Raw genomic sequence first — 24,063 nt, 5'->3', positions numbered from 1 at the left:
AAGTCAATCGTTAATTTCAACAAATTTTCGATTTTCTTTCGAGTGGGAAACCTCAGCTTCCGACTCCTTGATACTGCGTTGCGCTAGGCGCTGCGCCGTGTCAGTGGATGCGCATTATAGGGAGATTCGATTCGGGCGCAAGGCTTTTTTGTAAGAAAAATGCAATTAATTTAATACCACAACTTACTATCAAGTTATCCACAAGATGCTCCCAAGGTTATTGCAATAATGAGCCCCTGCGAGCAATAAAAAAGCCTTATCCAAAATACTTAGATAAGGCTTTAATTACTAAATGAACCCCAATTATTGACTCAAGCTTGGATCCCAATCTTTCCAAACCACTTCATAACCACGGGATTTCACCATCTGAGCCACCACGTTTGGCGCTCTGTCGTCCGATATTTCAAATTGCTCTAATGCTTTTTCTGATGTATCCGCATAGCCACCCGGTTGGGTGCTTGAGCCTGCGCTCATTGTTGTGATCCCCAAGGGGATAACATGATTGCGAAAATGTTCAGATTCACGGGTGGATAAGGACAACTCCACTTCAGGGCTAAATAAACGATAAGCACAGATCAACTGCACTAACTGTTTATCTGTCATGATCGACTTTGGCTGAAAGCCTCCTTCACAAGGGCGAAGGCGTGGAAACGAAATGGTATAACGCGTTTGCCAATACTTCTTTTCAAGATAAGCCAGATGAGAAGCAACAAAGAAACAATCGGTGCGCCATTCTTCCAAGCCAATCAAGCTACCTATCCCTATCTTATGGACACCTGCGCGACCCAACCTATCGGCGGTATCTAATCGATACCAAAAATCCGACTTCTTACCTTTAAGATGGTGCTCTGCATAAGTCACGGTGTTATAGGTTTCTTGATACACCAACACCGCATCTAAACCTAGCTCGATAAGCTCTTCATATTCATCCTGGTCTAGGGGCTGCACCTCGATGGTGATATGAGAAAAGTATTGTCTGATCAGCGGAAAGGCTTGGCGAAAGTATTCCATGCCTACTTTTTTTTCCGACTCGCCCGTGACCAATAGAATATGATCAAAACCCATTTTTTTAATGGCTTTGAGCTCAGCTTCCAACTGTTCCATATCTAATGTGGTACGGCGGATCTTATTACCCATGGAGAAACCACAATAGGTACAGATGTTACTGCACATATTAGATAGGTATAAAGGAATATAAAACTGCACCGTTTTACCAAAGCGCTGTTGAGTTAACGCCATCGACTTTTGCGCCATCTGCTCTAGGTAAGGCTCTGCAGCTGGCGAAATCAAGGCTTTAAAGTCTTCAATGGTTAAACGCGTCTTAGTTAGCGCACGCTCAACATCCTTTGCCGTCTTGCTGTATATAGATAGACGAACATCATCCCAATTAAGGGCTTTTAGCTGCTCGGCGAAGCTCATGCTCCCTCCAAGAAGGCAGTTAAAGGACTTGATGCCACGGCTTGCTGAACTTGCCCAGCGAGGCCTGCTTCATAAGCCATACGACCTGAAGCGACCGCCATGGCAAAAGCACGGCTCATGGCAACCGGATCGCCCGCTACCGCTATCGCCGTGTTCACAAGCACTGCATCCGCACCTAGCTCCATCGCTAGCGCGGCATGACTTGGACTGCCAATCCCAGCATCAACGATGACGGGTACATTGGCTTGCTCGATAATGATTTCCAAAAAGTCTTGCGTGCGAATACCTTTATTTGAGCCAATAGGGGCACCTAAAGGCATCACCGCGGCACAGCCTACTTCTTCCAAACGTTTACAAAGCACCGGATCGGCATGCACATAAGGCAAGACCACAAAGCCATCTCTGGCTAGTTCTTCTGCTGCTTTTAAGGTTTCGATAGGATCGGGTAAGAGGTATTTGGGATCGGGATGAATTTCAAGCTTCACCCAATTGGTTTGCAGCGCTTCTCTGGCTAGCTTAGCTGCAAACACGGCTTCTTTTGCCGTGCGCGCACCTGATGTATTAGGTAGTAAGTTCATGCCATTGGCAATCAGTGGCGCCAAAATATCATCATCACGGTTTTGCATATCAACACGTTTTAGCGCCATGGTGACTAACTGCGAGCCCGATGCCGCCAGCGCATCAACCATGCTTTGCTTGTCTGAAAACTTACCCGTTCCCGTGAATAAACGTGAACTAAAGGTTTTATCCGCTATGGTTAACATGATTAGCCTCCTGCTATGGCTTGAAACAAGGCGATATCATCGCCGTCCTGTAACACATGATCAGGCCATTCACTTCGACTGATAATGTTTTGGTTAATGGCTAACGCCATCCCTTGCTCAGCATGACCTAACGCACTTAACAGATCGATCACCTTAGTTGTTGCGTCAACCTGTTGTGCTTGGCCATTGATAAATATTGTAATTTCTTTCATATCTTTCTTTCTGCTTAAGCAGAGCATTCCCCATGTTGGCTGCATACGGGACAAGCCGGGTCTCGTTTAATCGCAAAGCTTTGCCAATTTAAAGACAGACCATCAAATAATTTAAGTTGATTTTTGATGCCACTGGGTAGCCCCACGATATACTTGATGGCCTCCAACGCTTGCAGTGAGCCAATGGTGCCAACAATCGGCCCAAGCACGCCCGAGTTGCTGCAATTTAGCGCTTGCTCCTCGGTTGATGGAAACAAACAGTGATAACAGGCGCTATCTGGCTGGCTAAAATCAAACATCATTAGCTGGCCTTCAAGGCGGATCCCCGCGCCCACGATCAGCGGTGTTTTCGTTTGGCAACAAACTTGGCTAATCAAATGTCGGCTCGCCAAATTATCGGTGCAATCCAAGACGATATCGGCTAAGCCAACTTCCATTGCCAGTTGGCTTTGTTCCATCTTTTTATTGATCACGCGAATGCGAATTTGATCATTAATTGCCGTTAAGCGCGCTTTGGCGGCATCGACTTTGGCTTGTCCGACTTGCTCTGTGTCATAACAAATTTGCCGTTGCAGGTTTGTCACATCTAGCTGATCAAAATCAGCCAGCACCAGCGAGCCGACACCAGCTGCAGCCAAATACATCGCAGCGGGCGCGCCTAAACCGCCCATGCCCATGATCAAAACCTTGGCTTGCTTGAGCTTTAGCTGCCCTGTTTCACCGACATTTTCTAGCAGCAAATGACGGCTATATCGAAGCGTCTCGGCATCGTTTAGCATGGGCTAAGACTCCATCACCGCATTAAAGGCATCGACCACAGCCTGCGGATCATCGGCTAAGGTAATGGCCGTGACCACCGCAATACTGCCTACACCGGTTTGCCATACTTGCGGCGCTCGCTCTAGGTTAATACCACCTATGGCCACGGTTGGAATGTCGTTCATTAAAGCGGCGTATTTTTCCAAGCGGATCAAACCTTGTGGCCGTGATGGCATATCCTTGGTTTGGGTTGGGAAAATATGACCTAGCGCGATGTAGCTTGGTTTGAGTTTTTTAGCGCGCAGCATTTCATAATAGCCATGCGTACTTAAACCTAGCCTTAAACCCGCGCGGCTAATTTGCGGTAACACGGCATCATTTAGATCTTCTTGGCCAAGATGCACGCCATAAGCCTGATGCTTGATAGCGAGCTGCCAATAATCATTAATAAACATGCGTGCGTTATATTGTTTACCCAAGGCAATGGCGGCAATGACATCAGCCTCTACTTCGGCGTCGGGTTTATCTTTAATTCTTAGCTGAAGGGTTTTCACTCCCATCTCGAGTAAACGTCGACACCAGTCCACCGAATCCACCACGGGATATAACCCTAACTTATCGGTACCACAAGAGGGGAAGCCTTGCCCTTCTGCCAGTTCACCTTGCAGATTCAGCAAGCGCCCTAGCTCAGAGCCCGGTAAAATTACCTCTGGAAAATCCACAGGATCGGTAGGCCAGCCCAAATGAGCCACCGGGCCCGGCCCTTTGCCTTTACTGGAAGCGGCTTTTAACCCTTGATTTAAGTAAGCTTTGGCAACCACCAAGGCATCTTCTATCGGATAATCTAGCGCTAATACGGTAGCAATGGCCGAAGATAAACTGCAGCCAGTGCCATGGCTATGTGGACTATCGATACGAGAAGTGCCCAGTACGATTTCGCGCTCGCCGTCGGTCCAAAAATCCATGCAGACATCGTCCACCAGCTCTAAGTGGCCACCTTTAATCAAGATGCTGCCACAACCTTTATCCAGCAATACTTTAGCGCTGCAACGAATATCATGGCTTGAAGTAATGATAACTTGAGTTAGCACTTCTAACTCATCCGCATTGGGCGTAAGCAAGTCGATATAGGGCAATAAGGTATCAATGACGGCTTGTTGCAACCCCACCTGCGCCATATTGGCACCACTAGAAGCCACCGCAATCGGATCATAAATAACATAAGGCTTATGGGCTAAATTAGCGAAAAACTTAGCCAATAGCTCCACTTGGCTGACCGTGGATAGCAGGCCCACTTTAATTACATCGGCAGGCATATCATCGGCAAGGGAATCCAGCTGGCTGAGAAACATCTCATCCGACACGGCTTCCACCAGCCTAACCGCAACCGAATTTTGTGCCGTGACCGCACTAATTACGCTGCAACCATAACCACCAAGGGCATTGATGGTATGCAGATCCGCTTGGATCCCTGCGCCACCACCTGAGTCACTGCCAGCTATGGTCCAAACAATCGGAGTACTACTTGAGTTATTGCTCATCTCTTACACCTAGGTCCGTTCACACAACACCAAATTATCTAAGTTAGCCTGCCATAATAACGGCAGGCTAACTCAAGGTTTCAACTCAAATCAAAGAATTACACTTGAGGCTGATAAATTTCAGCACCCTTTTCTTTAAACTCTTCTGATTTTTGTTTCATGCCTTCTTCGGGCGTTAAGGTAACCACTTCATCCAACAATTTGATTTGGATGTCACCCGCCTCTAATTTGGCAGCGTAATCACGTACATCTTGAGTGATCTTCATTGAACAGAATTTAGGACCACACATAGAGCAGAAGTGCGCAACTTTACCCGACTCTTGCGGCAAGGTTTCATCATGGAACGCACGCGCCGTGTCGGGATCTAAACCTAAGTTAAATTGATCTTCCCAACGGAATTCAAAACGCGCTTTCGATAACGCATTGTCACGGATTTGTGCACCCGGATGACCTTTAGCCAAGTCGGCAGCGTGAGCAGCTAGCTTGTAAGTCACTAGACCGGTTTTCACATCGTCTTTATTCGGTAAACCTAAGTGCTCTTTTGGTGTTACGTAACACAACATGGCACAACCGTACCAACCGATTTGCGCTGCACCTATGCCTGATGTGATGTGGTCATAACCTGGCGCAATGTCCGTAGTCAATGGACCTAAAGTATAAAACGGCGCTTCATGACACTTCTCAAGCTGCTCTTCCATGTTCTCTTTGATCATCTGCATCGGCACGTGGCCTGGGCCTTCGATCATGACTTGAACATCGTATTCCCAGGCAATCTTAGTCAGTTCACCTAAGGTTTTTAGTTCAGAGAATTGGGCTTCGTCATTAGCATCCGCCACCGAGCCTGGACGTAAACCGTCACCTAGCGATAACGCCACGTCGTATTGGGCACAGATTTCACAAATCTCGCGGAAATGCTCGTAAGCAAAGTTCTCTTTATGGTAAGTCAAACACCACTTCGCCATAATAGAGCCGCCGCGCGATACGATCCCCGTTAGACGATTCGCCGTCATCGGGACATAACGAAGCAATACACCCGCATGGATGGTAAAGTAGTCGACACCTTGTTCGGCTTGCTCAATCAAGGTATCACGGAAAATTTGCCAGTTAAGATCTTCAGCCACACCGTTTACTTTCTCAAGAGCTTGGTAAATCGGCACGGTACCGATAGGCACAGGTGAGTTACGTAAGATCCACTCACGCGTTTCATGAATATAACGACCGGTAGACAAGTCCATTACCGTATCGCCGCCCCAACGGGTAGACCAAACCAGTTTTTCAACTTCTTCTTCAATAGAAGAGGAAACCGAAGAGTTACCGATATTAGAGTTAACCTTAACTAAAAAGTTACGGCCAATGATCATTGGCTCAGTTTCTGGGTGGTTAATGTTACATGGGATAATCGCGCGGCCTTCGGCTACTTCTTTACGTACAAACTCAGGCGTGATGTTGTCAGGCAAGTTAGCACCGAAGTTTTGACCCGGATGTTGGAACTTTAAGCGCTCACTGCGCACACGTTCACGGCCCATGTTTTCGCGAATAGCTATGTATTCCATTTCCGGTGTAATGATGCCTTGGCGCGCATAGTGCATTTGCGTGACATTTTTACCCGGCTTAGCACGACGTGGCTTAGGTAAATGTTCAAAACGAATATGGTCTAAGCCTTCATCCGCCATACGCTGCTGGCTAAATTGTGAGGTTAGGCCTTCTAATTCTTCGGTATCATTACGCTCAAGTATCCATTGCTGACGTAGTTTTGGTAAACCTTTGTGTACATCAATTTCAACATTAGGATCGGTGTAGGGACCTGAAGCATCGTAAACCGGAATGGGTTCATTGGGTTCAAATTGCGGGTTTTCTTCGGTGCCACCAATGAAGGTATCGGCTTGATGAATTTGGCGCATGGCCACTTTAACGCCCGGTAATTTACCTTCAATAAAGATTTTTTCAGAGTTAGGAAATGACTCGTTACCGAGATTTTGAATGTATTCTTGAGCCGCTTTACGCGCTTCTCTTCTGCTAATAGCCATAAGCAATTTTCACCTTGATTCCAGTTAAGTGTGACGAATTGCTTGCCGAGAGGTGGAGGTATAAACCTATATAGATCTGTTTTTAAAAAGGTTTAGCCTTGTTCCCTTCGTAGGTCTTAACCCAATCAGGTTCCACGGATCCTGCAACTGCAGTCTCAGCCTTAGAGAAATATCTCCTTGGCACTCCGACAAGAGCGCTCAGTATAATCAAGGGCGGCAGGAAACAAAAGCAGGAAATGAACAAATAAACATCACGCTTAGAACCAAGCTGTCTAGCTCGAAGCCTCGAAAAAGGTGAGCTTACCGTGCTAATAAGCTAAAATAATTCTCATGACGGCAAATTGGAACCCACTCATGAAACAGCTTGATATCCCCTCACCCTGCGTGCGTAATTGCTGTTTGGATGAACAAGACATTTGCATGGGTTGCCATCGCAGCCTAGATGAAATCATTGCTTGGCACGACTGTTCTCACACGGAAAAACAAGCAATTATAAACAGAGCGCAACAGCGAGCACTAAAGGTTCGGCAAGTAGATGTCAAACTCCAGCCCCCCTTCACCCGGTAAGGACGCGATAATCTGGCCCGACATCTTTTGCGACACTAAGTTATATACTTGATTTAAGCCAAGCCCTGCCCCGTTCTGACGGGCTTTAGTGAAGAAAGGCTCAAAAATATGCTTTAACTCATCACTCGACACGCCTTTGCCTGAATCTTTATAGTTAAGCAAAATACCTTGCTCATGTGCCTGTGCCGAAATCCTTATCTCCATAGTCTGATCATCAATAAAGCCATGCTGCAGTGAGTTAAGCAGTAAATTCACTATCACTTGCACCAGTGCACCAGAAAAGGAGCGAACAGTAAGATCCTGAGCAATATCGTTATATACGGTTAACGGCTTGTTCTTCATTTCATGGTGGTAACTCAGCAAAATATTTTTTACCACCTCATGAGGAAATAACACGGCCAAACTATCTGAGATTTGATCAACGGCCAACGCCTTGAAACTTTTAACTAAGTTGGCGGCTCTCTCTAAATTGCTTTGAATAAGCTCCACGCTTTCTGAGCTGGTATCGGCAACATGCTGCAAGGCTGATTTTTTGATCGCACCAGTGGCTACCATCTCACTGAGCTGCTGACTCATTTCAGCCAGTAACGATGATGCAGTGATAGAAATACCCAAGGGGGTATTAATTTCATGGGCTACACCGGAGACTAACCCACCTAAAGAAGCTATTTTCTCTGCTTCCACCAGTTTTTCTTGGGTATCCACTAGCTGTTTGATTTTTTGCTCTAGCTCCAAGGTGCGTTTTTTCACTATCAATTCAAGCTCTTCATTCATTTTTTTAAGCTTAAATTCGGCGCGTTTTTTAATGATCACATGGCTCAACATAGAGCCTAACAAGCCAAAAATTTCTCGCATGTGAGGCGTGAGAGCACGATGATGCAACAAATTATCGGCAGCAATGAAGCCGATTGGTTTTTCCTTGTCCCACAGCATCACCATGGCCTGCCAGCCTTTACCTACCACCTTGTTATAATGCACCAAATCTTGATCTTGGAACACGGTGACATAATCGCGCCGTGTTATCGCCTCAAGTACAATGGGTGAATGGCTCAAAGGCTTAGTAAAACCTCGTTCATCAACGACATTACCAAATTCATCGGTGCCAAAGGTGCCTACTTGGTTTGAGCCTTGAAGGAGCAATAACCCTAGGCGTTCTATTTCTAATTTTTCCAGCGACAGCTCAACACTTCGACGATACAAGGTATCCATATCGGGGCAATTACTTAGCTCGACTGAAATCTTATGTAGATTTTTTAGTAGCTCCTTGAAGCGAGCACTGGATTGCTCCGAACCAAATACAGATTTAGTCGCAGCAACGGAATGGGATTCATCGCGAATAACGTATAACACGCAGTCAGATTTAGCGTGCACATAGCGCTCTAACACAACTAAAAAGGTGATGTTATCTTTGTTTCTAGCTTGGCGATAAGCGGCGGGCACATCATCTACATCAACATTGATTAGATCTTCAAACGACATCTGAGCAATTCTTTCAGCTGAATAGCCAAACATATTGCACATAGCTTGATTAGCTTTGAGCACCTTGTTGCTACGATCGCAAATAATCATGCCATCGGTCGTCTTAGAGTAATGTTGCTCTAGTAAATCAAATGAAACATTTTCAGTTACCACAAGCGCCCCTGCGTCATCTCCCTAACTAAATGAAGATTAGTCTATTTTTCTAGCGCTTGCAGAAAATGGCGATATTCTAGTAGAGCGACATCATCCTAACACCCACCCCAGAGCAAGTAAGCAACAATAAAGAAAACTAGCCATGGCAGTAATTTTAAGTGCCTGATTTAACAGCTCGCCATCCGTCGCTCGCTGCAATATCAGAGCCGCTTTCACCAACGGGATCAAAGCCAACAAAAAAGCATAATGAAATGGGCTGAAATCTAAGGTCGCTTGATAAGCCAAAGAGGTAAACAGCGCCAACACTAATAAGCCCCATTGATAACGCCGCGCCCCGCGCCGACCTAAACGCAGCGCTAGCGTTCTCTTGCCTGCCTTACGATCTGTATCTATGTCGCGGGTATTGTTGATGTTTAAAACACTGGTGGCTAGCGCCCCACAACTGATAGCAGGTAACAACACAGACCAATTCAAGCTAAGTTGATACAGATAGAAACTGCCCAGCACGCCCAATAAGCCAAAAAACAGAAATACGGATAAATCGCCCAATCCCATATAACCATAAGGGTGTTTGCCCATGGTATAAGTGATCGCGGCGACAATCGACAAAGCCCCTAGACCAACAAACCCCAGTAACTGCCAAATATCGTCAAACACATAATACAACAAGCCTAACCCTGAAATGGTGGCAAGCAAGGTGGTTACGCCGATAGCCACTCGCATTTGCGACTGAGTCACTAGGCCTGCCTGCATCACACGTAACGGACCAATGCGATGCTCATCGTCAGCGCCGGTCAGGGCATCACCATAATCATTAGCTAAGTTGGAAATAATTTGCAGCAAAATAGCGGTTAACAAACAAAGGAATAAAATAACGCCATCAAACACCTGATACTGATAGGCGAGACCAGCCGCCAAGATGATAGAGCCGCATGCCAGAGGTAAAGTGCGAGGCCGTATTGCAGGCAACCAAACCGCGCGCCAAGAATGTTGTTGCATTAAATTACCCTACCCTGCTATTGCGAAGGCTGCATTTTCCCTAAGATTCGGTTAAATTAGCAAGCACTTATACTAAATTCAGCCTCAACACGTGATGACCATTAGATCAGTAATGACCCATTTTCCAATGGGGATATCATAGGTTGAGTGACTTAAAAGACCCTCTTTGTGAAAGATTGATGCTCGCTTTTAACACGCTAAAACACACACTCACCACGTTACGCGCAAATGATGAAGGCTTTATCAGCATTCATCTGCCGCTCTCGCCGATCTCTTTATTGGCATGGTTAAAGGCTCAGCAACAGTTTCCACAAATATATCTCGGCGATAAAAATCACCAAGGCGAAGTTGCTTGTCTTGGCTGCGCTTGGCAAACCGACACCGCACATATTCCAGCAACGTTAAGCAAGGCAAGACTCTATGGCGGTATGGGATTTTCAGCATCAAGCCAATGGCCAGACTTTCCCCATTGCCAATTTATTTTACCGCGTATCGAAATTCGTCGTCAGGGCAAAATTAATAAGTTGATTTGCAACCTCTACTGGGCAGAAACCGACTTTGCGACAGAAATCAATGCAACCCTTGCCCTTTTGGCCAATCTCAGTGAACCAAGCAAACTGGATTTCCAACCCAGTCAGCTAATCAGTCGCCAAGATTTACCCAATCAAAACGACTGGAGCAAATTAGTACGGCACGTCACCAAAGCCAGCTTTCAGCAGCATACGGCCAAGGTCGTGTTATCACGCCAAACCAAACTCACGTTAGCGAATGCGGTCGACCACCATAGCTTATTGCACCAATGGCAAGCGCTAAATCCTAACTGTTTTAGCTTCCTCATTTCTTGGTCAGCTCAGGCGCACTTTTTAGGCTGCACTCCCGAGCGTTTATATCTGCGCAGCGGCGCTCGTTTAACCACAGAGTCGCTGGCCGGCACCATGCCACGAGGCTCCAACCAAGACGATGACCAAGAATATTGTGAGGCGTTACTTCACCAGCGCAAGTTTAAACGTGAGAATCAGTTAGTGTTAGAGGACATCTTGGCGCACCTTAAACAGGTCAGTTACGATATCGGCTTAGATACCATAGGCGTCCTCAAACTCAATCATATTCAGCACTTAAAGCAACGTATTCACGCTTACTTAAAGCCAGAGGCTAATGATTATGAGCTGCTGTCGACACTTCATCCCACTCCTGCCGTTGGCGGAACCCCGCGGGAGAACGCGCTGCAATTTATCAATCAGCACGAGCCTTATCAACGCGGCTGGTATGCAGGTGCAATAGGGGTATTAAACCAGCAACAAAGCCAATTTGCCGTGGCAATTCGCAGCGCCTTGGTGCGCAGCAATGAAGTGTGTTTGTTTGCTGGAGCAGGGATAGTGAAAGGCTCTTTGCCCGAGCATGAATGGCTAGAATTAGAGCATAAAATCGCCACCCCACTGCAACTGTTAACAGTGAGTGTTAATGGTAAGGCGCCATAACGGACTATCACAGACTAAACTCATCGTGCCAAAGCTAACCACGGATAATGACCTATGAAATTAACACCAGCCAGTAACATTAGTCTTTTATGGGGCCAACTGATCATTGAAAGCTTAGTGCGAAATGGTGTGGAGCACGTTTTCATCGCCCCAGGCTCTCGCTCGACACCACTCACCTTGGCCGCTCATGCGCATCCCAATGTGGTTTTGCACACCCACTTTGATGAGCGTGGCCTTGGTTTTTTTGCGCTCGGTGCGGCAAAAGCGTTAGCGGCTCCCGTTGCCGTCATTACCACTTCGGGCACCGCGGTAGCGAACCTTTATCCGGCGGTGATTGAAGCCAAATTAACCCAAGTCCCGCTGATTATCTTGTCCGCAGATCGCCCCGAAGAATTACAGCAATGCGGTGCCAATCAAGCCATAGATCAAGTAGGGATCTTCGCCAGCCACACGGTATGGGACATAAACTTAGCCACCGCCAGCACACAAATCCCAGCAAACTACTTACTCACGCAGGTGGAACAAGGCTTATTTATCCAGCAGCAACAAGCTGGGCCGATCCACATTAATTGTAAGTTTCGTGAGCCTTTTTACGCCAAACAGCAAAGCCAAGATTTAAGCCATTACCTTGCTTCTATCAATCCTTGGTTAATCAGCGGCGCGCCTTATTTGCAAAAAACCACAGGCTCTTCCAGCATCCCCCCATTGAGTGACTGGGCTGAATTACAGCAACAACGTGGCATTATAGTTGTAGGGCGACTAACACAAATAGAGCAGGCGCAAGACCTTGCCGCCTTTGCTCAATCCCTTGGCTGGCCATTGTTAATGGACATTCAATCCAGCGGTAAAGGTCACCCTTGGGCACTCAATTATTACGATCAATTACTGCATCACCCTGAATTTGTTGAGCAATTAAATCAAGCTGAACTCGTACTCCAGTTTGGCGATCGCTTGGTGTCTAAACGCTTATTACACTTTTTAAGCCAAACCCGTGCGCGTTTAATTCAGGTTCAGCCTCACCTAGATGCAACCAGCCCAAACCACATCATGGGACAATATTGCTGTGCTGAGATTGAGCCTTGGCTACTCGCTCATCCAGTGAATCAACATCAGCCTTGGGGCGCTGCACTTTATCAAGCCGATCAAGCCATGGCCCAACTAATTGGGCAGCAAGGTTATGAACTGACAGAATTTTCCGTCGCTCATAGCTTAACCCGCCTAGCCCCTGATAACAGCGCCCTGTTTATTGGTAACAGTTTACCCGTGCGTTTGATGGATATGTTTGCCGAGCCTAATTCAAAGCAGCAGCGCATTTTTACCAATCGCGGAGCCAGCGGCATCGACGGTCTATTAGCGAGTGCTGTCGGGGTGGCGACCATCCTCGACCATCGCCCGACCACCTTGTTAATTGGCGACACATCCTTGCTTCATGATCTCAATTCACTCGCCTTGTCGTCACAACTGCAATCGGCCTTGGTCGTCATCGCATTAAACAACGATGGCGGCAGTATTTTTAACTTACTCCCGTTACCTGACGATGAAGCCGTAGCGGAGCAATGTTATCAATTGCCTCACGGCCTCGATTTCGCTAACGCGGCCAAGATGTTTGGTTTGCAATACGTGAAGCCCTGCAGCCAGCAAGAATTTGAGTTAGATTATGCCGCAGCATTAATTGAGCCGGGCATCACCCTGATTGAAATCTGCGTGCCCGCCAAACAAAGCAGTGAGATGATCCAGCATTTGGCAACGCAAGTACCACAACTTGAACTGTAACAGCGCCATATGTCATCAAGCCAATTAAATGCCCAGCCTTTACATTGCCGTTATCACTTATCGGGCAAAGGCATACCTTGGGTGTTTATTCATGGCTTGTTGGGTAGTGGCGATGATTGGCAGCATGTCATCGCACATTTGCCAGCCGGGCACAACTGGTTATGTTTGGACTTACCTGGCCATGGCGGCAGTCGCGACGTTAAAGTAAGTCAGCAGGCAGGTTTTGCCGAAACGGCAGCCTTGATTGCAGCTTGTTTAAACCAGCTAAACATTCACTTATGCCACCTTGTCGGTTATTCGCTGGGGGGGCGGATCGCGATGTATTTTGCCAGCCAATACCCGCAATATATAAACACCTTAGTGCTCGAATCAGCTCATCCTGGTTTAACCCATAGTGCAGAGCAAACCGCCCGTCTGTCCCATGATCAAGCGTGGGCAACCCGTTTTGCCCAGCAACCCATTGACCACGTTTTAACAGCTTGGTATCAGCAAGGCGTGTTTGATGACCTAACGCCAAAGCAAAAAAGCGCGCTATGCCAGATCAGAGCACACAACCATGGCCCTGCGATTGCTCACATGCTCATGGCAACTTCTTTAGGTCGACAAGCTAATTTGACCCCCAACCTGCAAAACGCCAAATACCCAATCCGTTATTTCGTTGCCGAAAATGATGCCAAGTTCAGTGCCATCGCAAAGCTGTTAACACAGCAAGTCCCCCAATTAGATTTACAGCCATTTCCTGAGGCGGGTCATAATATTCATTGGGCCAAGCCGCTAGAATACGCCCAAATATTAGAGCAACGGGTAGGCTTACAACGCTAGCGAAGTGCGTTAGTTCGATCAAAGCAAGGCAAAAGCCCTAGCCAAACAGACGATTTACAATAAAATATCAATAAAACATGCTAGTTGAATCATCCAGTCAATCTCATGATAGGCGTTCACAGCATTGATATTCAGCAAACTAATTCTTTGTATTCAAGGTTCAAAATGACAATGTCAAAAATTCAAACAGCCCTCGACTGGCAAACTTGTGATAATGGTTATCAAGATATTCTTTATCATAAAGCCGAGGGGATCGCCAAAATCACCATCAATCGCCCTCAGGTGCGTAATGCCTTTCGCCCATTAACCGTAAAAGAAATGATCCACGCGTTGGCGGATGCGCGCTATGACGATCAAGTCGGTGTCATCATTTTAACCGGACAAGGCGATCTGGCATTTTGCTCTGGCGGCGATCAAAAAGTGCGCGGGGACTCGGGTTATCAAGATGACTCCGGCGTACATCATTTAAATGTGCTGGATTTCCAACGCCAAATCCGCACCTGCCCGAAACCCGTTGTGGCCATGGTGGCAGGGTATGCAGTTGGCGGCGGTCACGTCTTGCATATGATGGCAGACCTGACTATCGCAGCCGAAAATGCCCAATTTGGCCAGACCGGTCCCAAAGTAGGCTCGTTCGATGGCGGCTGGGGTGCAAGCTATATGGCTCGTATTGTCGGCCAGAAAAAAGCCCGCGAAATTTGGTTCTTATGCCGCATGTATGATGCCCAAGAAGCCTTAGACATGGGCCTAGTAAACACAGTAGTGCCGCTTGAAAAGCTAGAACTTGAAACCGTCCAATGGTGTAAAGAAATGCTACAAAACAGCCCAATGGCACTACGCTGTCTAAAAGCCGCACTGAATGCCGATTGTGATGGCCAAGCTGGGCTACAAGAATTAGCAGGCAATGCCACCATGCTGTTTTATATGACCGAAGAAGGTCAAGAAGGCCGCAATGCCTTTAATGAAAAGCGACCACCTGACTTTGCCAAGTTTGGCCGCAATCCCTAGTGAGTCGGACTCGTTAAATGGCGTTACGTCATGTTGAAGTCTATCGAGGTTCATTGGCGCTAAAGCAGCCAATGAACTTTGCTGGCGTGCAGCTCAAACATCGCGATATCGCTTATGTGTGCGCTTTTAATACCAAACTGAAACAACCAGTACGCGCTGAGCTGGCTCCCTTACCCGGTTTTAGCCGCGAGACCTTAGATCAAGCCATCAATGAGATCTTAGACGCAGCCCAAGGTAATCAGCGCGCGCTTACTTGCCCTAGTGCCGCGTTTGCTTGGGACTGTTTAGTGTATGGAATTACCCCTAAGCACGTGCCGACAGACATTCCCTTGTTACAGGGGCAAGCGCCACAGCTGATTGAAGATTATCGTGAGTTAAACTGCCCCGAGCGAATTAAGCTCAAGGTAGCTAGATTGGATACGGCGACAGAGTTGGCCAATATCGCCAGTCTCGTGGCATTAAACCCGAACTTACGATTGCGCCTTGACGCCAACCAAGGTTGGAGCTTGAGCCAAGCGCTGCAATTCTGCCAACAGCTTTCTCCAGTCAATATCGAATATATCGAGGAGCCCTGTAAAAGCATTACCGATACCTTAGATGCACTGCAGCCATCAGGCATCGCAATCGCGTTAGATGAGCAATTACAACAACCTCAATGGCCGATGCAGCATATGCATGAGCCCGCCATCAAGGCATTGATCATCAAGCCCAGCTTGATCGGTAGCTTTAGCCGCATCCAATCTTTACTTTGTCTAGCCAAACAGCATCAGCAACGAGTGATTTTGAGCAGCGCATTTGAAAGCCCTTATGGTTTAGGGCTCTTGGCCAACTTAGCCAAAATTTGGACACCGAACGAAGTACCAGGCTTAGATACCAGTAAATATTTTGCCGACCCAAAACCGGGCGAGCATTGGCAAACATGGCCTAAACGTAGCGCTAGCGTGAGTGGAAATATATGAGACAAATCGCGCCAGAGCAAATTCCGTGCCCCATTAAGGCTCAGCTTGCTTTACGGCCTGAGGCTATCGCCATTTACCGCCATGCACCAGACGCCTCATTAAGCTACGGCGAGCTTGACCAAGCTATTTCCGGATTAGATCTAGCACAAATGCCAGCAGGTGAAGCTATGGCGGTGATCCTTGAACAACCACTCGATTTGATCGTTTGGTTATTGGCCTGCTTGCGCCATCGCGTCATCTTTTGCCCTATCAATCCGCTTTTTTCTGATCAGGAAATCCAGCAACGATGCCACAACGCAGGCATTAAGTATTACATTAGCGATAATGGGCGTCATATTGCAGGGCTCACTAAGTTCGTTGCAGCTCATCGCCACTCTCACGCAAGTGCACACCCAAACGCTCACCAAAGCGCACACACCAGCGCACATTTGGCTCTTTCCCAACCTGCAACATTGGTTTTCACTTCGGGCAGTAGCGGTCAGCCTAAAGCGGCTCAACACAGCTTAAGCAATCACTATTACAGTGCCCTAGGCTCTCAACAACTGATCCCTTTTAAGCAAGCAGACTGCTGGTTGTTAAGTCTACCGCTATACCATATTGGCGGTATCGCCTTAGTTTTTAGGGCATTGTTCGCGGGTGGCAGTATCGCCTTGGGCAGTAAAAACCTGTGCCAAGATTTGGCTCAATTTCCGGTTTCCCATGCGTCGCTGGTTCCCACCCAAGTTTATCGCTTACTGCAACAGGAGTGCGGAGCCAGCACACTGCAATTGCGTTATCTTCTGGTAGGAGGAGCGGCGTTAAGTGACTCGCTAATCAAGCTGCTGGCAACACAACCTTTTGCCAGTTTTGCCAGCTATGGCTTAACCGAAATGAGCTCGCAAGTTGCCACAGTGAAACTTGGCCCTGACACGTTACAGCCGCTGCAATATGAAATCTTGCCCTATCGCCAAGTGAGTATCAGGGATAAAGCTATCATGCTCAGCGGTCCTTGTCTGTTTATGGGGTATCGCGAGCAAGGGCAGCTCAGGCCATCGCCTGCGCCATTAAACAGCAAAGATAGCGGTAGCCTACAAGCACAAACGCTGCAAGTAACGGGTCGATTAGATAATATGTTTATTGCGGGCGGAGAAAATGTACAACCAGAGCAAGTAGAGCAAACCCTAGCTAATTTTGACATGGTTAAACAGGCCATCGTCGTCCCCATCGCCGATCCAGAGTTCGGCCAAATTGCAGTGGCCTATATTGATTGGCAAACGCAAGCCAATCCACAGGGTCTAAGCCAAATGTGTCGTCAGCACCTCGCGCCATGGCAAAGGCCAAAACATATTCTACCTTGGCCCAAGTGGCAGGGGTTAAAACCTAACCGCAAGGCGCTGCAACAGCAAGCAGAACAAATTTTAACCAAATCATAAAAGCCGAAAAAATCTTTGCGTTCTGTCACGTTTTAACCGCCGCTTATCTCACGAATACACCAATTATCACTCGCTATTTGCGCTTTAATTTATCTGCGCTATAACTATAGCCGTCTCTGACAGCATCACTTGGCTAGCCAAACAAAAATCTAGCTAATGGGGGTTTGCAGAGTTGAATGACACGCCACAAATGAGCTTGCATCAAAAAACAAAAAATAAGCTTGGTGTCGTCATTCTGAAATAAATCTTCTATAGCCTATTTGCTATTAGATGGGTCGAATCTTAAAAACTACTTTACGCTTGGTTGCCCAACTGCAGCCGGGCATAAGCTTTAATAAAATTCGATATTTTTTGGAGATACAATGAACGACATTCATAAGTTAGAGATCTTACCAGGTAGCCAAGCATTAGCCTCTGTTGCTGCTTTTCAAAACCTAAGCTCTGATTTAAACGATTACCGTATGCAGCTAGTTGATTTACATCAGACAATGATTAAATCTGGCTTCACCATCTCCGTCGACGCTGCGGAGTGGGTACGAGAAAGAGGACGTGATTACCTACACAACCCTAAGTTATTCGAAAATGCACCTCTTACATACGTATGTACTTTGTTGTGCGAATTATTCAAATCGAGAAGCATCGACGACATCAGTAAAACCATCTCGCCAGCAACCCTAAATACCATGCTAGCGCGTTTAAACAGTTTCAAACTACACTAAAAAATACTTGTCTACACCCATTCTTGGCCGATGTTTATCGGCCTTTTTTTTACCCTTAATTTCGCTTACCGAACAATAAATGAACCCCTTCTCTCCTCCAGCATGCTCCGTGTTACATCCACTCAATCGAGTCCCAGTTTGCATTTTAAAATGCAAAACATGTTGCTAACGCCAACCTAACAAAAAAAATAAACATAACAAAACAACAACTTAAATCTTGGAATAAAACTTGAAGACACACCTTCAACTATTTAGGAGGTGATATATGAAAACCCACACTAAGCTACTGTCACTGGCGTGCTTGATTGGCTCAGGAGCCCTTTTTGCAAGCCCAACCATCGCATCTGAACCTTTTGCTACCTGTCCTAGCAAAGCGTATCTATTCCAAGGCAATCCAGTCACCGTTTACGGCGTTAACTTGGTATCTGGCTCAAATAACATTTTGCAAGATGACACAGGTATAGAAGGTAATATCAACGGACTGGGATTTAATGATCAAGACAGATATATCTATGGCTTCAATACCACCCTGTTTCAGGTGGTCAGGTTAGACAGCGCTTTTCAAGCCATTTCCTTGAATGTATCGGGGTTACCACAAAACAAAACTTTTTTTGTCGGCGATGTTTTTAATAACGTTTATTACCTTTATCGCAAGGGCACAGGGTTTTATCGAATTGACTTATCTCCCCTAGCGCAAGATCCATCAGCGCCATTAACAGCTGTACTCATTAATGGAAGTGCGAACCTTAACTTAACCGACTTTGCTTTTAATCCACAAACCAATCAGTTATATGGGGTTGATAACCAAACAGGATTGCTTTACCAACTTGATCCAAACAATGGCAACACGCTTCTCATTGGCGACACCCAAGAGCTAGGTACCTTTGGTGCCATGTATTTTGACGTAAATGGTTTTTTGTATTTATCGCGAAATCAAGACGGCCAAATTTACCGAGTTGATCTCTCTAACCAAGAAAAAATCGCCTCTGGGCAAGTTAAGGCAATCAAGTTTGCCGATGGCCCTAGCTCGAACCAAAATGACGGCGCGCGGTGCGCCAACGCCCCAATTATCGACGAAGACACCCCAGCCAATATCGACTTTGGTGATGCACCAGCCAGCTATGGTACTAACCTAGCGGATAATGGCGCACGCCATGAGCTTGACCAACTCACTTGGCTGGGATTTAGCCGTCCTGATGGGGAATATGACGGGCCAACGGGGGCTCTTTCTGATGATGAAACCAACCTCGCCGACGAAGATGGTGTCGGTTTTGTCACCGCCCTTGAGCCGGGACTCCACAGCGTCATCAAGGTACAAGCTTCAACTTCAGCTTACCTATCCGCTTGGTTTGATTGGAACCAAGACGGTGATTTTGCCGATGAAGGAGAGCAGAGCTTACAAGACTACCCCGTGATAGCGGGAAGCAATGAAATCGTGCTATCAATTCCGCTCGATGCAGTCTCAGGCAATACATGGAGTCGTTTTCGCGTCAGCCAACAAAGCGGACTCAATTTTGATGGTGGGGCAAAATCAGGCGAGGTAGAAGATCACGCCATCACTATTGCTCCCAGCAATGCTTACCTACGTCATTTTCCCAGTGAGAATGGTTGGGTCACACTGGCATTTGAAGACAATTGGCCGCAAATCGCCGACTACGATATGAATGATGTAGTCATGCGTTATCGGATCACCGAAATCATCACAGATAACGCCGTGGCCAAAATCATCATTGCGGGTCAACTACAAGCGCTTGGAGCCAGCTATCCCAGTGGATTTGCTGTGCGTTTACCTAAGGTGTTAGCAACGAACATTGCCACCAGCAAGTTACGTCTACAGCATCGTGATCGCGTGGTGCAACAAAGCCCACTCGAAACAGACATGAGCGAGGCGAGTTTTATCATCACCGAGAACCTCAACGACGAAGTGCCCACTGGCTGCGATTATTATCGCTCTCTAGTAGATTGTCGTCAGGAATTGAGTTTCGATTTTAGTCTTAATATTAGTTTTAATCAGGCCGTTGCATTAACCGACATGCCGGCTGCGCCTTACGATCCATTTATCTTTGCTACACCGGGTCGCTATCATGGCGACGGCTTTGCTCAGCACCCCGGCAGAGGCCTAGAAATACATTTACCCGATCAAGCCCCTACAGAAAAATTTAATACCGATTTTTTCAATCTGTTTGACGACACCAGCGACCCACAAATCGGCCGATATTTTAAAACCACCAATAACCTACCTTGGGCATTAATGATCTTTGATAAGTGGCAATGGCCGAAAGAGCGAGCCGACCTATTACAAGCCTATCCGCAGTTTAGAGCCTTTACCGAATCAAGCGGACAGCAAAGCTTAGACTGGTTTAGCCCAAGCAACGCGATCCAAGAACACTTGTACTGAAAATGACTACAGCAACTCAACATCTATCGATGAGGATAAAACAATGAATATGATCCAATTACCCCATTTTCAATTAAGTATGCTGTTAATGTTTGCCCTTACCGCTTGCGGTGGCGGAGGCGGGGGTGGCGCAAGTGATAGCGCTGAAGCGCAAGTTAGCCTAACTCCTTCACCAACGGTTGAGGTAACTCCGGCTCCCAGCCCCGAGCCAACAATGTCACCACAGCCGGATGAGCAAACAACAAAAAACTTAGTTGCGCCGGCTGATTTCGACTTTGCCCCCGATAACAAGGTGACACTGCAAGTGGAGCTCCATGAACTACTGGATCAGCGAGCTTACTTCTCTCTTTATCAAAGTTACCATCAACATCAAGATGGGAGCCTTACCCCGTTTTATGCTAGCCGAATTGTTGCTACAGGCTTAATTCAAGGCAAACTCAACACCAGCCTATCACTGGCCAAAGCACAAACTCAGTACCTAGCCGAAATATGGTTTTACGATGGACGCAGGCCCCTGCAGCAAATCCTCTATGTAGAACAAAACCAACTTATTTGGCAATAACTTCTAAATGATGAAGCAATCACTCGCTGTTAAAACTGACAGGGGTGGTTGCCTTAACCCCATAAAGTCACCATTTCGTCCAGAACCATCATATAAATGTCATGATAAACGGTAAAAATACGCAACCAGTTGGAAAAATAGACCGATAAACTGTAGCTTTCGAATTGTAAGCAAATTAGCTTGTGAGACATTCGCCATACATAGTGTAAGAATTAAACCTAATTTGGCTAAGAAAACCCTGTTTTATCAGATCACAAAAAAGCCACGGAATAGAATTTACCCTTTTTAATACATAAGGTTAAATAAGCCTTTAATATTCTACATAGAGGATTTCCCCTACTTTTTCTGTTTTATGCTATTCCGCTATAGCTAAAAACCCTTATATTTAACCCCGCAAGGAAGCAAAGAGACACGAACAGGATGTTTGGTCTCAATGTCAGATAGGATGTCTGGCAATCAGGATGATAAATGGAACGCTGCAGGAAGCAGTAAGGGACACCTCCAGGACGGAGATAGAAAACAAATCAGGATGGTTTGTTAGGCTAGGATGGCCAAATAAGGGACAACTCACAGGATGTGAGAAACGGATAAAGCCTAGGGATTAGGTATAAAAGTCAGGGAGCGCAGGGAGCACCATACATCAAGGAATTCGATGTTTTGACTACAAGGGGCGATATCTTCGGATATCGCCCCGTTTTTTTGCCTCCATTCAACCTTATTCAGCAAAACAGCTTTTACAGCCTCAACGGTCACCGTGTTATTCCCAGCGTCTTTCAAGTTAGTCGTCACCAATGACATGTCACCTGCTCTAAACTCACTCTTGTCATTTTTATGTCATGATGAAACAGCAAAATAACGGCATGAACTAACATTATTTGCGACAAGTGGAAAATAACACGACTGGCAAGTTATCCGCTTGTGAGACATTAGCCATTGCATGCGTGAGCATTTGGCATTTTATCTATCAGAATAACTTGTAACTTACTGCTAAAAATCCGCCGTATAAAAACACCTATTCTTTTTATTTCAATAACTTAATAAAGAATAGATTATTTCTGTACAGGTTTTCCCCTATTTTTTATTTTTTCTCAAGCACCTCACCGGCCAAAAACAGGTATATTTAGTCCCGCAAGGAAGCAAAGAGACACGAACAGGATGTTTGGTCTCAATGTCAGATAGGATATCTGGCAATCAGGATGATAAATGGAACACTGCAGGAAGCAGTAAGGGACACCTCCAGGACGGAGACAGAAAACAAATCAGGATGGTTTGTTAGGCTAGGATGGCCAAATAAGGGACAACTCACAGGATGTGAGAAACGGATAAAGCCTAGGGATTAGGTATAAAAGTCAGGGAGCGCAGGGAGCACCATACATCAAGGAATTCGATGTTTTGACTACAAGGGGCGATATCTTCGGATATCGCCCCGTTTTTTTGCCTAAAAATCAGCCTTCCCACTCATCTTCAGACACTCACTAACCCACCTGCACAAAATGCGCATTATTGGGCGTAGCCTCTAACGACCATCGATAAGCAGTCAGTTTATTATCGCCACTGTAATCGGTACATATAACCTTATCGGACTGAGCATGAGGCTGGCCTCTGAGCCAATAATGACCATTAAACACTAACCCTTCTCGACCAAAGCCACGTAACGGCTCTCGTATTGGCAGGGTGGGAATATATTGCTCTTGGCCATATGGCACCAATGCCAACTCGCGATAATCTTGCGGCTCAGGCAACCACCATTTAGCCCGAATATCATTGCGTTGATGGCCATGCTTATCATTGAAAAAATAGCCTGTAGGCAAGGTAACTTCAGGGCCTTTTAGTAATTTTTCTATCGCTTCGTATTGCCAACTGCCGCGTTGGCAGGCCTCTATCCAAAGACTATCAGGCAAACTGTTATCAGGGTTAAGCATAGGTCGTAATTGACCTATCAAGGGCTCTGACCAAGCCGCGTGAATAAAGCCTGCACCATTAAGCTCTAGAAATAATGGCAAGCTTTTAAACCAGTTAATCGCAGCTTGATACGCGTTAGGTTGGGAGGCAAACTCCGCCAAAAAGGCCTTATGCTGGACCCGATTTTTATTGCTATGTGGACGTAAAAAACGACTACTGTCATTGGGGTCTGGGGTTGCAAAAGCCACTGCATTAAATTCGTGATTGCCAAGCACCACTTGAGCTGAGCCCGCCGCTACCATTTTTTGTATTAGGTGCAATGTCTCGCGCTGCTGCGGGCCGTAATCTATGATATCGCCAATGAAAATTGCTTGGCGTTCGGGATGCACAAACACACCGGACTGGCGAGAATAGCCAAGCTGTTCAAGTAATTTGACTAACAAGTCAGCTCGACCATGAACATCGCCAATGACATCATATCCTTGCAATTATTGACTCCCAATTCCCGTTAGGTGATTTGCTATAGCAAGCTGTTACGATTTGTTCCCAGCTAAGGGTATTCACACATGTCTGAAAACGTCCCATTATTGATCATTTTTACTCACAGGGGCGACCTGAGCACTCATCAATTTACGCTCCAACCAAGTTAACCAGCCTGATGACACCGGGCGAGTCACTTTAACTAACTGCTCTAGTTCATGATTTTGTTGGCGCACACGTTGTAGCTCTTGTTGTAAAACTAAATTATGTTGCACCAAATGATAGAGAGAATGTGGTTTATGCGCGAATAAATGCTGAATTAACTGCGCGGTTTCAAGATCGATATTGACCTCGTGATCATGGCGAACCCTATCAGCAAGGGCGATGATTGCGCTTGCTTGTTCAACGGGCATAAATGTCACCTAAAAAAGCCAAATAAATGGAATCAAGAACGCGCTGAAGAGTGTTAAAAATAGATAAGTTCATGGCTACTCCTACAAGTGACGGCAACCATGCCAATGGGGACTCCTGTCAACAAACAAAACAACCGCTACAACAAAGCATAACTAATATAGCTTAATTTAAGAAAACCGATTATTTAGATCGTTTTTTGTTGATGTGTGCACATTA

At 46.3% G+C, this 24,063-nt stretch carries 20 protein-coding genes and 1 riboswitch; of the genes, 10 read left to right on the top strand and 10 right to left on the bottom strand.

Annotation, left to right across the window (positions count from 1 at the left end):
• Window positions 1-303: 303 nt before the first annotated feature.
• The 6 genes from thiH to thiC form a co-directional block, all read right to left on the bottom strand.
• Window positions 304-1,419 carry a 2-iminoacetate synthase ThiH gene (gene thiH / locus ACK8OT_RS18255; protein WP_410197939.1) on the bottom strand — a complete coding sequence of 372 codons (1,116 nt, stop codon included), beginning with the start codon at window positions 1,417-1,419 and terminating at the stop codon, window positions 304-306.
• Window positions 1,416-2,183: a thiazole synthase gene (locus ACK8OT_RS18250; protein ID WP_410197938.1), complete on the bottom strand. Its 768-nt coding sequence runs from the start codon at window positions 2,181-2,183 to the stop codon at window positions 1,416-1,418. The genes thiH and ACK8OT_RS18250 overlap by 4 nt, the downstream gene beginning before the upstream one ends.
• Window positions 2,184-2,185: 2 nt before the next feature.
• A complete protein-coding gene (gene thiS / locus ACK8OT_RS18245) occupies window positions 2,186-2,395 on the bottom strand; it encodes a sulfur carrier protein ThiS (protein WP_410197937.1) in 210 nt (69 codons plus the stop codon).
• Window positions 2,396-2,409: 14 nt separating this feature from the next.
• Window positions 2,410-3,174, bottom strand: a complete 765-nt coding sequence (locus ACK8OT_RS18240) for a HesA/MoeB/ThiF family protein (RefSeq protein WP_410197936.1) — start codon at window positions 3,172-3,174, stop codon at window positions 2,410-2,412.
• A gap of 3 nt (window positions 3,175-3,177) precedes the next feature.
• Window positions 3,178-4,695: a thiamine phosphate synthase gene (gene thiE, locus ACK8OT_RS18235; RefSeq protein WP_410197935.1), complete on the bottom strand. Its 1,518-nt coding sequence runs from the start codon at window positions 4,693-4,695 to the stop codon at window positions 3,178-3,180.
• A gap of 98 nt (window positions 4,696-4,793) precedes the next feature.
• Window positions 4,794-6,722 carry a phosphomethylpyrimidine synthase ThiC gene (gene thiC / locus ACK8OT_RS18230; protein ID WP_410197934.1) on the bottom strand — a complete coding sequence of 643 codons (1,929 nt, stop codon included), beginning with the start codon at window positions 6,720-6,722 and terminating at the stop codon, window positions 4,794-4,796.
• An 85-nt stretch (window positions 6,723-6,807) separates the two neighbouring features.
• A riboswitch (TPP riboswitch) is annotated at window positions 6,808-6,920 on the bottom strand.
• 156 nt (window positions 6,921-7,076) lie between these two features.
• Between thiC and ACK8OT_RS18225 the strand changes: the two genes are divergently transcribed.
• Window positions 7,077-7,289: a DUF1289 domain-containing protein gene (locus ACK8OT_RS18225; protein WP_410197933.1), complete on the top strand. Its 213-nt coding sequence runs from the start codon at window positions 7,077-7,079 to the stop codon at window positions 7,287-7,289.
• Here ACK8OT_RS18225 and ACK8OT_RS18220 read toward each other — a convergent pair.
• Together ACK8OT_RS18220 and ACK8OT_RS18215 are read right to left on the bottom strand one after the other, a co-directional pair.
• Complete coding sequence (locus ACK8OT_RS18220) at window positions 7,239-8,921, bottom strand: PAS domain-containing sensor histidine kinase (protein ID WP_410197932.1); 1,683 nt, start codon at window positions 8,919-8,921, stop codon at window positions 7,239-7,241. The genes ACK8OT_RS18225 and ACK8OT_RS18220 overlap by 51 nt on opposite strands.
• Window positions 8,922-9,011: 90 nt before the next feature.
• Complete coding sequence (locus ACK8OT_RS18215; RefSeq protein WP_410197931.1) at window positions 9,012-9,920, bottom strand: 1,4-dihydroxy-2-naphthoate polyprenyltransferase; 909 nt, start codon at window positions 9,918-9,920, stop codon at window positions 9,012-9,014.
• A gap of 179 nt (window positions 9,921-10,099) precedes the next feature.
• Between ACK8OT_RS18215 and ACK8OT_RS18210 the strand changes: the two genes are divergently transcribed.
• From ACK8OT_RS18210 to ACK8OT_RS18170, 9 genes are all read left to right on the top strand, one after another.
• On the top strand, window positions 10,100-11,398 hold the full coding sequence (locus tag ACK8OT_RS18210; protein WP_410197930.1) for an isochorismate synthase: 1,299 nt from the start codon (window positions 10,100-10,102) through the stop codon (window positions 11,396-11,398).
• Between the two features lie 54 nt (window positions 11,399-11,452).
• On the top strand, window positions 11,453-13,171 hold the full coding sequence (menD, locus tag ACK8OT_RS18205) for a 2-succinyl-5-enolpyruvyl-6-hydroxy-3-cyclohexene-1-carboxylic-acid synthase (protein ID WP_410197929.1): 1,719 nt from the start codon (window positions 11,453-11,455) through the stop codon (window positions 13,169-13,171).
• A 9-nt stretch (window positions 13,172-13,180) separates the two neighbouring features.
• Window positions 13,181-13,993: a 2-succinyl-6-hydroxy-2,4-cyclohexadiene-1-carboxylate synthase gene (gene menH / locus ACK8OT_RS18200; RefSeq protein WP_410197928.1), complete on the top strand. Its 813-nt coding sequence runs from the start codon at window positions 13,181-13,183 to the stop codon at window positions 13,991-13,993.
• A gap of 171 nt (window positions 13,994-14,164) precedes the next feature.
• Window positions 14,165-15,001 carry a 1,4-dihydroxy-2-naphthoyl-CoA synthase gene (gene menB / locus ACK8OT_RS18195; protein ID WP_410197927.1) on the top strand — a complete coding sequence of 279 codons (837 nt, stop codon included), beginning with the start codon at window positions 14,165-14,167 and terminating at the stop codon, window positions 14,999-15,001.
• A gap of 17 nt (window positions 15,002-15,018) precedes the next feature.
• Complete coding sequence (gene menC / locus ACK8OT_RS18190) at window positions 15,019-15,960, top strand: o-succinylbenzoate synthase (RefSeq protein ID WP_410197926.1); 942 nt, start codon at window positions 15,019-15,021, stop codon at window positions 15,958-15,960.
• Window positions 15,957-17,372 carry an AMP-binding protein gene (locus tag ACK8OT_RS18185; protein ID WP_410197925.1) on the top strand — a complete coding sequence of 472 codons (1,416 nt, stop codon included), beginning with the start codon at window positions 15,957-15,959 and terminating at the stop codon, window positions 17,370-17,372. The genes menC and ACK8OT_RS18185 overlap by 4 nt, the downstream gene beginning before the upstream one ends.
• Before the next feature lie 362 nt (window positions 17,373-17,734).
• Window positions 17,735-18,091, top strand: a complete 357-nt coding sequence (locus ACK8OT_RS18180) for a hypothetical protein (protein WP_410197924.1) — start codon at window positions 17,735-17,737, stop codon at window positions 18,089-18,091.
• Window positions 18,092-18,356: 265 nt separating this feature from the next.
• Window positions 18,357-20,489 carry an LruC domain-containing protein gene (locus ACK8OT_RS18175; protein WP_410197923.1) on the top strand — a complete coding sequence of 711 codons (2,133 nt, stop codon included), beginning with the start codon at window positions 18,357-18,359 and terminating at the stop codon, window positions 20,487-20,489.
• A gap of 43 nt (window positions 20,490-20,532) precedes the next feature.
• On the top strand, window positions 20,533-21,051 hold the full coding sequence (locus ACK8OT_RS18170) for a hypothetical protein (RefSeq protein ID WP_410197922.1): 519 nt from the start codon (window positions 20,533-20,535) through the stop codon (window positions 21,049-21,051).
• A 1,475-nt stretch (window positions 21,052-22,526) separates the two neighbouring features.
• Here ACK8OT_RS18170 and ACK8OT_RS18165 read toward each other — a convergent pair.
• Window positions 22,527-23,441, bottom strand: a complete 915-nt coding sequence (locus ACK8OT_RS18165; RefSeq protein ID WP_410197921.1) for a metallophosphoesterase — start codon at window positions 23,439-23,441, stop codon at window positions 22,527-22,529.
• 96 nt (window positions 23,442-23,537) lie between these two features.
• Window positions 23,538-23,846: a hypothetical protein gene (locus tag ACK8OT_RS18160; RefSeq protein WP_410197920.1), complete on the bottom strand. Its 309-nt coding sequence runs from the start codon at window positions 23,844-23,846 to the stop codon at window positions 23,538-23,540.
• Window positions 23,847-24,063: the final 217 nt, after the last annotated feature.

The sequence above is a fragment of the Motilimonas thetidivivens genome, assembly GCF_046452435.1.
In the GTDB taxonomy this organism is placed as follows: domain Bacteria; phylum Pseudomonadota; class Gammaproteobacteria; order Enterobacterales; family CBDFNC01; genus Motilimonas.
The sequence above is the reverse complement of the archived record's forward strand: the minus strand, read 5'-3'. Positions and strand labels throughout refer to the sequence as shown.